Source organism: Streptomyces sp. NPDC002520, from assembly GCF_053595235.1.
Window position 1 is genome coordinate 156,165 of the sequence record NZ_JBSFXG010000006.1, and the last position, 12,950, is coordinate 169,114.

Consider the following 12,950-nt stretch of genomic DNA (forward strand, 5'->3'; position numbering starts at 1 on the left):
GCCCCTTCCGGTCCTTGGGAGGAAGCGCGGGGGACGCGGCCGCCCTCCGTGCTCCCTACGGTTTGGCGCAGTTACCCTACGCGGCTCAGGACGGCTCGGGCTTGCTGGTCAAGCTCTGCCGCAGTGCGGCCGCCGCGGCGGATCACTGGGGACAGAGCCCTGCGCATCTGGATGACTGTGTCGCGCGCCCGGCCGGATTGGACTCCCTGCATCGCGTCCAAAGCATCCGTCCAGGATGCGCACGCGGCGTCGACTTGTCCCTGGCGGATCTGTACGTTCCCGAGGTAGCCCAAGGTCACCGAGTGGGTGCGGGCGAAGGGCTGCGCCTTGCGGGTCCGAACGCTGCGCTGGAATTCGGCTTCCGCCGCTTTGAGGTCTCCGAGAACGGTCAGGGTCCGTGCTGTCTCGTGGGCCAGGGCAGCTTCGGTGAAGAACCAGACCCTTCCCGGTTCATCGTCACCGGGCTCCGCTCGGCGCAGGTCGTTCTCGGCGCGCATCAGCGCGGTGCGTGCGTCAGCTTTCTGGCCTGTCGTGGCGAGGCTGCGCGCGTGAATGACGCCGAGCAGGGCCTTCTCTCGTGGCGAGGCCTGCCCGTACCGGCGGTCGCTCAAGGATGCGGAGGCGTACGAAAGGGCCAGGTCGCCGTGTCCCAGGTCGAGCGCCTGGTGGGCCATGGCCCGCAGGATGTGGCCAGCCAGAGGGGCGTCACCTGCCTCTGCGGCCAGCGTGACGGCCAGCGAGAAATTCGATTGTGCGGTGGCGTGTTGGGAGGCGTCGAACGCCATCCATCCAGCCAGGTAGACCAGTTCGGAGGCCGCCGCGAAGAGGCTGCGCCGGACGTCCTCCGCTGGAAACCGTCGCAGAAGCAGATCGGCGACGTCGGTACGCAGGTAGGTCACCAGCGTGGGGCGGCCTGCCCTTCCGCCGTAGCGCTGGTCACGCCGCGAGAAGAAGGTCATCATCTCGCGCACGCTCTCCACGTCGTCGGCTGTCACGAGGCGCTTGGAGAGGGCCGGGCGCTGCTGGGCCCGATCGAGCTTCTCTGCCCACCAGGTGGCGGACGGAAGAGCTGCGCCGGCCATCGAGTAGAGAGCCTGCCGGCGGTTCATGTCCATGTCCCCGTCCCCGAGTCGCGCGAGTGCTGTGAGCGTGTCGGCTTCCCAAGCTGGTGCCGTCTGCTCCGCTCCATCGGTGAGCAGACCGACCTCGTCCAGCGTGACGATGCGCCGGAGGCGTCGGGAAAGCGTCTCGCACAAGATACGGGGCGCAGGGTCTTTGGGACGCGACCCAGCGATCCATTGGGAGACGTGCGAGCGCGTCACCGTCCGGCACTCGAGGGCGCCGATCTCGGCGGCGACGATGCGAAAGTGCGTGGCCAGCTTCTCCTGAGACCAGCCGGCCTCGCGGAGAACGGCTTCCAGCTGGGTGTTGCGCCTGCGCAGCCTGCGCGCCATGTTGCGCCTCGTTCCCGCAAACGATCTGTGTCCGTGTTAGCAGCGTTAGCGGAGTCCGCCAGCCGACGGGGATACCGACAGGCGGTCATCCGCGGTTCGCTCAGCGTAGCGATATTCCTCAACTCCGTTGCATCCGCTGCGAAAACACCGGCAGCCGGCGATGCGGAGCTCGTGGCCCTGCCGTGCCACGTATCCATCCTCAGGATTCCGGAGAAGCCGTGCTATCCACTCCACCGTTCTTGCCGAGGCCCGGCACTCGGTTGCTCGCCTGGCTTCCGCCCCCGCCTCAGTAGACCCGGGCTCCGTGCGTGCGCCGCCCTCCCCCGAGCGTCGCTCACGGTGCCCGACCTGGGCTCGTCTTCCTGCCCTGGGAGCCACCGGCAGGCTCTGGATGACGAGTGAGAAGCGACGGTCCCCGTGCCGTCTCCTCCCGGCTGCCGTGCCTCCAGGGATCGTGCTCGGCAGCCGGTCCAGCCCATCCGCTCGGCTCTGCCCAACGCATGAGGATCGATGACTTCCAATCCGCCCGCCAGTCGTCGGACCTTCACCCTCCTGGACCGCGTCATCGCCCACCGTCTGCGCGCCCTTACCTGATCACTGCTGAAGGAGACCCATGTCCGCCGCCGCTTCGTCGGCCGTCGACCTGTTCGATGACGCCCACCTCAGCGACCCCTATCCGACGTACGCCGCTCTGCGCGCCATCGGCCCGGCCGTCCGCCTGGAACGGCACGGGGTCTGGGCCGTGCCCGGGTACGCGGAGGTGCACGCAATCCTGCGGGACGGATCGGCATTCCGCTCCGAGGGCGGCGTGGGCCTGACCGAGCTGGCCAATGCGCAGATCTTCGCCGGAACCGTGCTCTCCTCCGACGGCGCTCAGCACCGCCGGCTGCGCCGCGTCTTGTCACGGCAACTCGCGCCTCGGGCGATCGACAAGCTGCAGGACCAGATCACCGACCGTGCACGAAGTCTCGTTGGGCAGCACGTCCAGCACGGCGCGTTCGACGGCGTCGCCCTGGCCCGGCAGATGGTGGCCGACACCGTGATGAGTTTGATGGGGCTGCCGGAATCCACGCGCGATGCCCTTCTGATGGGGGCAAGCGCGACGTTCGAGGCCTTCGGCCCCGACAACGACCGCTACCAGCATGCCCTCCCGACGGCATCGGCCATGGTCGCCTTCCTGCGCGAGGCCGTCACCCGGAATGCAGTCAAGCAGGAGTCCTGGATGGGGGACATCTTCCGGGCCGTCGACGCCGGCGAGCTCCAGGAGGAGGAGGCGGTCCCGCTTGCGTCCGCGTACACCGTGGCCGGCATGGACACCACGATCCTGGGCCTCGCCGAAACCATCGTGCAGTTGGCCCGCCACCCCGCGCAGTGGGAGGTGTTGCGCAAGAAGCCGGAGCGCGCCGTGAACGCCTTCCACGAGGCGCTTCGGCTGGAAGCGCCGATACAGGGCTTCGGGCGCATCGTTACGAAGGACACCGATCTGGGAGGGCTCAAGATCGAGGCCGGGGAGCAGCTGTGGCTGCTATACGGCTCGACAGGCCGAGACGAGCGCAAGTGGGGGCCCACGGCTGACGCCTATAGGTTGCGCCGCCAACTTTCCTATCGCCACTTGGCGTTCGGAGCGGGACTCCACGGCTGCGCGGGGTCTCATCTGGCGGTGATGCAGGCCCGCGCGCTCCTGGGCGCGCTCGCCGAGCGCTGCGCCCACCTCGCATTGTCCGGTGAGCCGGAGCGCGTCCTCAACAACCTGCTGCGCGGCCACAGGTATGTGCCCGTCACGGTGGAGCTGTCCCCGTGGGCGAGGGCGGCGCCGTCGGCGTCGAGCACCGGAGGGCTGGAATGAAGGGCCCAGGATCAGCATCTGCTGGCCTTGAGGGCCAGTTGTCCGCTCGTCTTTGCCAGAGGTGGGCGGCGGGGCCGTGTCCGGTGGGACCCGGCTACGAGGCCGTGCGGTTGCCGGAACGCCTTGCCCAAGATGCCGTCAAAGTCCTCGACGGAATGTTCGGCGACGCGGTCGGGGCCGTGGCAGCCATCGACGGCTGGTGGGTCTTCCTGCTCCCCGAGGGGTCTGAGCCGGGTAATCCCGGTTGGCCGGCCGACGCCGAGTACATCCGCGCCGGAGGCCAGGTCGTCCTCCCCCCGCGTCCCCCGGGCCCGGACGTCTACGTCGTCAGCGACCAGTCCACCTGGATCCGGTGGCGGCCCGACGGACAGCTCTTCACCGCCCCCCTGCTCCTTCAACTCGCTCTGGACGCGCTCAGCGCCCGGACTCTCGAAGTTTCCCCGAGGAGATAGACGTGCAACGCCATGACCGCCGGGATACCGGCGTGCCGGATCCACTCCTTGTCGAGACGAGGGAGGCCGCCAGCAGGCTTTACATCGCCCCGTACGAGAGCGAGGCCCCCGCCGAGGCGGCTGTCGTCTTCGACGAGGACGGCCGTATCCGGTATGCCGACGAGCGCCCAGAGGACCGGGACGTCGAGGGCATCCTGTGGCAGCGCTGGTGCGGGCAGCAGGCAGGACCGCTCCAGTGGTCCGAGCACTACCCGGCCCGCCAGCGAGCCGTGATGGAGCGCCCCCATCGCTGCGGGGGGTGCGCGGGGGAAGCCGACCGCGACGAGCGCGGGGTGTTGTGGCTGCTGAACGCAGACGAACAGACCCAGGCGAGGCTGACGTTCCCACGCGACATCCTCACCGCGACGCCAGCCATCTGCCGCCGGGACGCCAACCGCGCCCTGGCTGCCTGCCAGGTCCTTCAGGCCGGATTCGTCGCGCTCCGGGTCCGCGAGACCGAGCTCGTCGGCGTGCGCGGAATCCTCTATTCCCGCACCTCGGCTCCGCAGCCCGACCGGTTCGTTCGTTTCGACGACGACGCGATCCACCGTGTGTTGGCACGACAGCTGATGGTGGCGTTGCGGGACGCGGTGCTCGACGAGGACACCCTTTCGATGCCAAGCCACAGCGGACGTGCGCCTGTGGCCGTGCCTGCTCCGGTGTGGGGGTGGCAGTGATGGCCGTTCGGAAGGTCGCCCTGTTCGATCTGGACTCCACCCTCACCGACCATGCAGCCGCTTTTCGGTTCTGGGCTGAGGAGTTCTCCGCGGTGACCGGGATTCCGGTGCCGTGGCTGGTGGAGGCCGAGGTACGTCACGCGGGCGTGCGCCACGCCTTCTTCGCCGACGTCAAAACCACGTGGGACATCCCCCAGTCCATCGCGCGTATGCACGCCGACTACCGGCGCCGCTCCGCCGAGCTGGTTCCGTACCGTCCCGATGTGTGCACCGCCGTCCAGGCCCTGGCCGAGGACGGCTGGGCCTTGGGCGTGGTCACCAATGGTGCGCCCGACTCCCAGAGACTGAAGCTCGAAGTCAGCGGTCTCGCCGGCCACTTCACGTCGGTGATCATCTCCGGCGAGTTCGGCGTCCGCAAGCCGGACAGGGCCCTGTTCGAGCTCGCCTTGGACGAGCTTACTGCCGGGCCGCGCACCTGGTCAGCGATGGTCGGTGACTGCCTTGCCACCGACATCGCCGGTGGCCAGCAGGCAGGCCTGAACACCATCTGGGTGTCCTCGAGCCGCAGGCGCCGTCCCAGAGACCCGATACCCACGCACACCGTCGCCACCGTCACCGACGCCGCTCAATGGCTGCTTTCCTCCGCTCGGTCCGACGGGCGCGAGCTCGTATTTGCCGGCTGACGGGAGGCACTCATGTCGCGCAAGAACATGTGGCGACTGATCACCTTCGCCACCGCCATGGCTGTAGTGATCACCGCCGCCTCACTCCGTACCCCGCTCTGACCACTGCTCTGGAGAAGGACCCGCGACATGAACGAGGTGGACATCCCCCTTGACGCCGAAGTCCTGGAGGAACGGCGCGCCGCGGGCCGGGAGCTCGTCACAGCCTTCCGCAACAGCGGCGTGGACGTCGTCGACAACGTCGGCACCGCGCCCGAGAGGCCGGCCGTAACGCTCACCATCCCCGACCACAACAGTCTCCTTCAGCAGAGCGGCGGTGACGCAGCGCTCGTCCCTGACGCGGCAGCCCGTCTGCAGCGGTTGATGAACGACAGCGGCATCGACGCCCTGGTGAAGGTGGTCGAGTGGGGGCCCGGCATTGCCCTGAAGGTGGCCGTGGCGTCGCCTCACGACGCGCATCTGCTGTCCCAGCTCGTCATGGACAACCTCTCGCCAGAGCATCGGGCGGCGTTACGGCTGAGGTACACCTTCGCCGCCGCAGAGATCAGCAAGAACGAGATCCGTGCTGAAGCCGGCGTGGTGCGGCTCGGTGACGTCAGCGCCGAGGACGCCCTCCTGCTCTACAAGGCACTTGGCGGCGAAGAGGATCCGATCAAGGACCTCGATCTGGACGACTGGCGCACGCTCGACCTTCTCACCGAACTTCTGCAGAAGACCGTCTCCGCCGCAGCCGACGCCGACGTCACCGCACGGGCCAAGCCCGCCTGCGCCACCTGCATCGCGGCCCGCCCACACCGGATCACGCTCGGCTCGCTGTACGCCGACCACGCGCAGCACCTCGCCGACTCGCTCGCCGCCTCCGTGCAGGCGCGCACTTGCCCAGCTCCGCCTACCAGTTGACACCGCCCTGGCCCGGCCCAAAAGGGCGGGTGCGGGTCGCTACGACGACACCCATCACGGTGCCAATCCCTCCGCAGACGGGCATGGCACCTCCACAGAACGGACTCACATGGCTGGCCGAATCGAGGACTACGCACTCATCGGCGATTTACAGACCGCTGCGCTCGTCTCGCGGGACGGGACGGTGGCCTGGATGTGTCTGCCCCGGTTCGACTCGGGCGCACCCTTCGCCGAGCTCCTCGGCACCGAAGACCACGGCTTCTGGCACATCGGCCCGGCCACCACGACGGCCTCCCCGCCGGCCGCGAACAGGCGCCGCTACCGGGGCGAGTCGCTCATCCTCGAGACCGAGTGGGACACCCCGACCGGAACCTTGCGGATCACCGACCACATGCCCCCTCGCACGGACGGCCCCCCGCGCCTGGTGCGCATCGTTGAGGCCGTTCACGGCACAGTGCCCGTGACCTCGACCCTCCGACCACGGTTCAACTACGGCCAGACCGTGCCGTGGACCCGCCACACGAACCATCGCACCGTCTGCATCGCCGGCCCCGAAGCGCTCTGGCTGGACTCCCCGCTACCCGCTCACGGCACAGAGGAGGCACACAGCGAGTTCACCCTCGCCGCCGGCGAGCAGGTCTTCTTCACACTCACGTGGCAGCCTAGTCACGCCCCGGCTCCGCACACCGTGGCGGCCGACGAGTCCCTGGAAGCCACCGCGCGTTTCTGGACCGACTGGGTAGCGCAGTGCACGTACCGGGGCCCGTTCCGCGACGCTGTCGTACGGTCGCTGATCACCCTCAAGGCCCTGACGTATGCCCCGACCGGCGGCATCGTGGCGGCGCCGACAACCTCCCTGCCGGAGGACATCGGCGGCGTACGCAACTGGGACTACCGGTACGTGTGGCTGCGCGATGCCGCGCTCGGCATGTCCTCGCTTCTGCGCACGGGCTTCCACGAGGAGGCCCGCGCCTGGCGTGAGTGGCTCCTGCGCGCCATCGCCGGAGACCCGGAGAACCTACAGATCATGTACGGCGTCGCGGGCGAGCGCGACTTGAAGGAAGCCGAACTCTACTGGCTGCCCGGCTATGAGACATCCCTGCCCGTGCGTATCGGAAACGGCGCGGCCCAGCAGCTCCAGCTCGACGTCTACGGCGAGGTAGCCGAAGTCCTCTTTCTGTCCGCCCAGTACGGCATGGCACCCGACAAGGACAGCAGTCGGCTCCTCGGTCACCTCATGCACCACGTCGAGACACACTGGAGTGAACCCGACGAGGGCATTTGGGAGATCCGCGGACCGCGACGGCACTTCGTGCATTCCAAAGTGATGGCCTGGGCCGCCGTCGACCGCGCCGTCCGCCTCATCGAGGCCGGACACGCACACGGCCCCGTCGACCGGTGGAGGAGACTGCGCACCGCGATCCACGAGGACGTGTGCGCGAAGGGATTCGACCACACACGCAACACGTTCACCCAGTCCTATGGCTCGGCCGAGCTGGACGCCGCACTCCTGATGATCTTGCAGACCGGGTTTCTGCCACCGGACGACAAGCGCGTCATCGGGACGGTTGAGGCGATCCAGCGCGAGCTGTCGACCGAGGACGGCTTCCTTCTGCGGTACCCCACCTCCGGAGCACGTACCGGCGTGGACGGCCTGCCTGGGGACGAAGGCGAATTCCTTGCCTGCTCCTTCTGGCTCGCCGACGCGCTGGCGAAGATCGGCCGCGTCGACGAGGCGTTCAAGTTGTTCGAGAAGCTCCTCGCACTGCGCAACGACGTCGGTCTCCTGGCCGAGGAATGGGACTCCGGCCTCCGACGTCAGGTCGGCAACTTCCCGCAGGCTCTCTCCCACATCGGTCTGTCCGATGCGGCCCTGACCCTGAGCTTGTATCCGCAGAAGCCTGTGCGGCGAGACCCCGCAGGCCGCGACGCCGTCGCTCGAACACACCAGCTTGAACGCGCGCAGCCCGAGGGAGCCCTGCGGTGAAGACTCACGTCTTGGAATCCGGCTGCCTTCTGCTGATCTGGCTTCGCGGTGTCCCGTCTGCACTGGCGTCCTACACCCTGCCGGCAACCCTCTTCCGAGCCGACGTGAACACCGCGGTGCCGAAGCCCTCGGCGCTGGCACAACGCGAGGATGGCGAATCGAGGGACGCGGCATGACTAAGACCATCGACCGGCCCATCCACGCCAGCCACGTCCCGCAGTCGCCGGCCTGCAGCGAGGGCGCCCGGCAGCTGTGCAGTCTGCGGGAGGCTCACCGGCGGTCGGTCATCGAACGAATCGCCGGACCTGTAGTGACAGCGCTCTACGTTCTTGTACGGCCGGGACAGGATCCGGCCGCGCGGCTGGACGTGGCGCGAGCTACCGCAGCCCGCTGCGACTACACGGTCGCCGACGTCCTCGTGGACGACACATGGCGGACCGACCCCGCCCTTCGCCCACGCCTGGCCAGGGCGCACGCGGCCCTGCACCAGGGGCGGATCCATGGTCTAGTCGCCGCCTCCCGCGTCGACATCTCGTCCGACGACGGCCCGTACGAACAGGAGCTGCACCGGCTTCGCGGCGCTGGCGGCTTCCTGCACCTCGCTCACGACGAATTCCGCATCTGATGGACCTCCCCGGAGCTGTGATGACCTCCCAAACGCCGCCGTCCGTCGACCAGCGGACGAGCCTGCCGAAGATCAAGCCCGGAACTCGCCTCAAGGGCACCCGAGCCGCCGAGTTCGGCCAGCAGGTCGTCGCTGCGTACGCGACGCTCTCGATTCGCGCGATCTGCGAGGAGACCGGCCGCTCGTACGGAGCGATCTACCGCATCCTCCGCCGTGCCGAAGTGACGTTCAGGAAACGCGGCTACCAACACCCCGTCACCCCGAGTGAGGCGACGGAGAGCCCCTCATGAGCGTGAACAATCAGATTGGTGGAGCGGCACAGCTGACGGTGCGCCTCGAACAGGTCGCCGATCTGTACCCCGGCATGAGCCCGGCTGACGCCGAGCGGGTGCGAGACCTGGCGGGTGGCCGGTGAGCGCAGCACACCCCGCAGGAAGCGATGGCATTCCACCGTCCCATCTGTTTCCCGCCTCGGGCCCGGGCACCGACAACAGACTGTCGGACAGCACGCTCTACGGACCCAGCGTCCAGGCCGGCCGGATCAACGGTGGAGTCCATTTCCACGAGGCAACACCGCTCGCCCCGCCGGTCCCCCGGCAACTGCTGCCAGTGCCCGCAACGTTCACTGACCGGGAGTCCGACCTCGCCGCTCTGATCAACCAGATCGGGGAGCTGCCCGACTACAGCGTGCGCATGGTGGTGATCACCGGCCCCGGCGGCGTCGGCAAGACGACGTTGGCGAACCGGCTGCTCCACCAGGTGTCCACCGAGTACGGCGGTGGTCAGCTTTACGCGGATCTGCACGGCTACGCTCCCGAGGGCCCGGCCCGTACCAGCGAGGTCCTCGCCCGGTTTCTGCGTTCCCTGCGCCCCGGCGCCCAGCCAGCGTCCGTGGAAGAGCTGGCTGCCTGGTGGCGGTCGGTGACCGCCTCGCAGCCCGACCGGCCCGCGATCGTCTTGCTCGACAACGCCCGCAGCGCTGCACAGGTCCGGGCCCTCCTGCCGGGTGGGAGGGGACACCTGGTCGTCGTGACCAGCCGAGACCGCATGGCCGAACTGGCCCCCGACGGCGCCGTACTGCACCGGCTGAACCCCTTCGACGAGGCGGCCGCGCGGCAATACCTCACCCGCTGTCTCGGCGAGCACCGTGTAGCCCGTGAAGCCGGTGCCACCGCGCAGATCACTCGCCGCGCCGCCGGTTCACCCATGGCTCTCGCCCTGACCGTGACGCACCTCGCCACGGCCCCGGACCGGCCCTTCGCCGAGCTGATCTCCGGCGCTCCTAGCAGTGCCCCACCAGATCCATCGCATCCCCAGATCGCCCTTCAGGAGGCGGCCGTGAACCAGGCCCTCGACCAGTCGTACTGGTCACTTCCGCGCAGCACCCCCGCCCCGGCCGTCTACCGGCGCATGGCGAGCGTGTTCACGAGCGACTTCGACTTGCCCCTCACGGCCGCCGTCTGCAATCTGACGGGCGCGGAAGCCGAAGCCGTCCTGGAACTGCTGCACGAACGGAACCTCATCGAACTCCACCAGGAGTCCGCTGCCCGCGGCCGCGTCTACCGCTTCCACGACACCGCCCGCGCCCACGCCCGGGACCGGGCCAGGCGGGAGGCCACCTTCGGGGAACCGGAGGAGATCCTGCGGCGGGCCCTGGACTTCTATCTGACGACCGCGAGCGCGGCCGAGAAGATTCTGACGCCCACACACCGCCCCTTGCGCCGGGACTACGTCTACCCGCCCGCTGAACTGATCGTGTTTGCGGGGGATGCCGCCGCCCTGGACTGGCTCTATAGCCAACGGGACAACCTGCTGTACGCGGTGCGCGCCGCGGTCGCCGCCGGCATGGACCGGTCCGCCTGGCAGTTGGCCCACGCCATCTGGCCGCTGCTCCGCTCGTCCCACGACTACGCACTGTGGTCCGAGAGCCACGAACTCGGCCTCCAGGCCGCACGCCGCTGCGGGGACCGTGAGGCCGAAGTCGAGATGCTCAGCACGTGGGGGGTCGGGCTGCGCGGCGCCGGGAACTTCGAGGCCGCCACCGAGACGTTCGCGGCCGTGCTGCGGCTCGCCCGCGAGGAAGAGGACCGTCGTGCCGAGGCCCAGGCCCTGCACGAACTCGGATCCGTGAGGCTGCATGGGGGCCACCCGGCGGAGGCGGCGGACTTCCTGCTCCAAGCGCGTCAGCAGCGCGTCGAGTTGGGCTGCACGAGCGAGTCCGAATCCGACCGTCTCACGTACACCCGGGCAGTGGCCATCACCAACGTCTGCCTCGGCCAGGCCCAACTCGAACTCCGCCGCCCTGCCGAGGCGATCGAGACCCTGCGCAACGCCCGTACGACACTGCTCGACATTCAGGACCACTTCGATGCCGCCCGGGCACTCGCGTGGCTGGCCCGTGCACACGCCATCGGCGGCAACCCGGACACGGGCGAGGAGGAAGGCCGGCGGGCCATCGCCGAATGCGAGGCTGCCGGTTCGGCGCGCTGGCGTGCCCACAGCCGGGAGCTGCTCGGCCACACCCTTCGTGACGCGGGCCGCGCCGTCGAGGCGCGCAATCTCTACCACGAAGCCATCGGCATCTACGCGGCCGTAAGTCGCCGGGACGAGGACCGCGTCCGCCGGCACCTCCAGGAGCTCTCGTGATCAGCTGGGGACCCCAGGCCAAGCACACCCGCGCCGCACGCCGCGCGCACAGGACCCATGCCGTCATCGGGCCCGACTTGGCCAGGCGCGAGGTCCAGCCGGCGCCCATCGCGAGGACAATTGGTGTGTCACGCAGCGGCGAATGCCAGCAGCTCAGGCACTCCTTCGACGTTGGAGTGGGTCTCGAACCGAGGAAGGAGTCCTTGCACCAGCTCGACGCACCGGGGTGCGCCGATGCGTTGGGCAACCTGCAGTGCTTCCAGGGCAGCCGCGGCCGCGCGTTCGGGCTCTCCCAGGTCCAGGTGGCTGCGGGCCTCATAGGCGCGGAAGACGCCACGGGTCTTGTCCCGGCTGGGCGGCAGCAACTTTCGGCCCTCGCGGATGAGCTGGTGGGCCCGGCGGGTGTCGCCCAGGTCGAGCAGGGCTTGCCCCGAGTCGACGGCCAGATCGGCGTCGGACATCCACGCGCACCATGTCGGCACGGGCTCCCCGGACGAGGCGTCGAGAAGGCGCTCGGCTGCCGTGAGGGCGCGCAGGGTAGCTCGCCGCTCGCCTTGGGCCGCGAGGGCCCGTGCGAGCCGGAGCTGGAGCAGGGACTGGGCAGCCGGGTGCCGGGTCCCGGAGAGGGCCCGTTCGAGAATGCCAGCGGCCGTGCGCGGATCGTCCCGCCAGGAGGCCTGGTAGGCGAGGTCGCCGAGCAGAGCCGCGCCCATGTCGCGGTCACCTCCTGTGTGGGCGCTGTGCAGTCCGGCGATCCAGTACTGGCTCGCCTCTGCGTGCAACCCGTAGTCGAACCGATGCCACCCCACCGTCTGGCTCAAGCTCGCGGCGAGTGCGTGAAGGCGCAGTTTGACCCGCCGGTTGTACCGGCTGCCTTCAATGATGTCCGTGACCGTGGTCAGGAGCGCGTCAACCAGGGGTGCGGTGTGCTGACGCTGTTCGGTTGCCTGGACGGTCAGGCGCGCGCTGGTCTCCTCGAGCAGGACGACCAGTTCCTCCCCGACCGCTTTGGAGTCCTGCGCCGACTCAGCCGTCAGGGCCCAGGTGTCGGCCAACGCCCAGGTGCTGGCCAGCGTGACCAGGGCACTACCGGAGATGGCGGTCAGGAAGGTACGGCGGGAAGAGCGTTCCATGGTCGTTCGCAATGCCTCTCGGAGGGCCGGAACCGGGCTGTTTTGACCGAGGGGGATCACCATGCCGCCGACTCCTGGCAGCCAGTTCGGCCACGCTCGAGGATCCACCGCTCCGGCAGGGACCTCGAGTACCTCAGCGATGTAGCTCTGGGAGTCGGCGTCGGGTGTGACACCTTGCGTCTCCCACTTGTGGACGCGCTGTTTGTCGACACCCGATCTCAGACCGCGGCGACCGGCAGCGCTGCGGATCTCCCGGGCGAAATCAACTCCTGTCATCCCGCGCGCGATCCGAGCCTGCGTCAGCGGGTGCGTCTTCTCGGCCACGTCGCCATCCAATCAACCGTGCCTGCGGTGAGCGTAGCCACGAACCAGCCGGGACTACCGCGGGACTACCGCCAACTTCTTTCCCAGCACGCACAGTTGACCGACACTCGATCACCCCAGCGATCTAGTGAGTGCCCGACGGCGGTCAGGACCTCAGCCGAAACAGCGCCCGGCAAAGGAACGA

13 protein-coding genes are annotated in these 12,950 nt (G+C 68.9%); 11 read left to right on the plus strand and 2 right to left on the minus strand.

The window, feature by feature from the left end:
* Positions 1–71: 71 nt before the first annotated feature.
* Positions 72–1,454 (minus strand): Tat pathway signal protein, encoded by a 1,383-nt coding sequence (locus tag ACWD5D_RS11980; RefSeq protein ID WP_450704923.1) that lies wholly within the window; start codon positions 1,452–1,454, stop codon positions 72–74.
* 613 nt (positions 1,455–2,067) lie between these two features.
* Here ACWD5D_RS11980 and ACWD5D_RS11985 point away from each other — a divergent pair.
* The 11 genes from ACWD5D_RS11985 (at position 2,068) to ACWD5D_RS12035 (ending at position 11,309) form a co-directional block, all read left to right on the plus strand.
* A complete protein-coding gene (locus ACWD5D_RS11985; protein WP_450704924.1) occupies positions 2,068–3,300 on the plus strand; it encodes a cytochrome P450 in 1,233 nt (410 codons plus the stop codon).
* Positions 3,301–3,479: 179 nt separating this feature from the next.
* A complete protein-coding gene (locus ACWD5D_RS11990; RefSeq protein WP_450704925.1) occupies positions 3,480–3,752 on the plus strand; it encodes a hypothetical protein in 273 nt (90 codons plus the stop codon).
* 2 nt (positions 3,753–3,754) lie between these two features.
* Positions 3,755–4,468 carry a hypothetical protein gene (locus tag ACWD5D_RS11995; protein ID WP_450704926.1) on the plus strand — a complete coding sequence of 238 codons (714 nt, stop codon included), beginning with the start codon at positions 3,755–3,757 and terminating at the stop codon, positions 4,466–4,468.
* Positions 4,468–5,151 (plus strand): HAD family hydrolase, encoded by a 684-nt coding sequence (locus ACWD5D_RS12000; protein ID WP_450704927.1) that lies wholly within the window; start codon positions 4,468–4,470, stop codon positions 5,149–5,151. Before ACWD5D_RS11995 ends, ACWD5D_RS12000 begins: the two co-directional genes overlap by 1 nt.
* A 129-nt stretch (positions 5,152–5,280) precedes the next feature.
* The gene (locus ACWD5D_RS12005) at positions 5,281–6,051 is read left to right on the plus strand and encodes a hypothetical protein (RefSeq protein ID WP_450704928.1); all 771 of its coding nucleotides are present in this window, start codon (positions 5,281–5,283) and stop codon (positions 6,049–6,051) included.
* Between the two features lie 109 nt (positions 6,052–6,160).
* Positions 6,161–8,038, plus strand: coding sequence for a glycoside hydrolase family 15 protein (locus ACWD5D_RS12010; RefSeq protein ID WP_450704929.1), 1,878 nt, complete (start codon positions 6,161–6,163; stop codon positions 8,036–8,038).
* Entirely contained in the window at positions 8,035–8,214 is a 180-nt protein-coding gene (locus ACWD5D_RS12015; RefSeq protein ID WP_450704930.1) for a hypothetical protein, read from the plus strand. The genes ACWD5D_RS12010 and ACWD5D_RS12015 overlap by 4 nt, the downstream gene beginning before the upstream one ends.
* Positions 8,211–8,663 carry a hypothetical protein gene (locus tag ACWD5D_RS12020; RefSeq protein ID WP_450704931.1) on the plus strand — a complete coding sequence of 151 codons (453 nt, stop codon included), beginning with the start codon at positions 8,211–8,213 and terminating at the stop codon, positions 8,661–8,663. The genes ACWD5D_RS12015 and ACWD5D_RS12020 overlap by 4 nt, the downstream gene beginning before the upstream one ends.
* 20 nt (positions 8,664–8,683) lie before the next feature.
* Positions 8,684–8,953: a helix-turn-helix domain-containing protein gene (locus tag ACWD5D_RS12025; protein ID WP_450704932.1), complete on the plus strand. Its 270-nt coding sequence runs from the start codon at positions 8,684–8,686 to the stop codon at positions 8,951–8,953.
* Complete coding sequence (locus tag ACWD5D_RS12030) at positions 8,950–9,078, plus strand: hypothetical protein (RefSeq protein WP_450704933.1); 129 nt, start codon at positions 8,950–8,952, stop codon at positions 9,076–9,078. Before ACWD5D_RS12025 ends, ACWD5D_RS12030 begins: the two co-directional genes overlap by 4 nt.
* Before the next feature lie 194 nt (positions 9,079–9,272).
* Positions 9,273–11,309, plus strand: coding sequence for an AAA family ATPase (locus ACWD5D_RS12035; RefSeq protein WP_450704934.1), 2,037 nt, complete (start codon positions 9,273–9,275; stop codon positions 11,307–11,309).
* A 128-nt stretch (positions 11,310–11,437) separates the two neighbouring features.
* On the opposite strand, the gene ACWD5D_RS12040 is transcribed toward ACWD5D_RS12035, so the two are convergent.
* Positions 11,438–12,442: an XRE family transcriptional regulator gene (locus ACWD5D_RS12040; RefSeq protein ID WP_450704935.1), complete on the minus strand. Its 1,005-nt coding sequence runs from the start codon at positions 12,440–12,442 to the stop codon at positions 11,438–11,440.
* Positions 12,443–12,950: the final 508 nt, after the last annotated feature.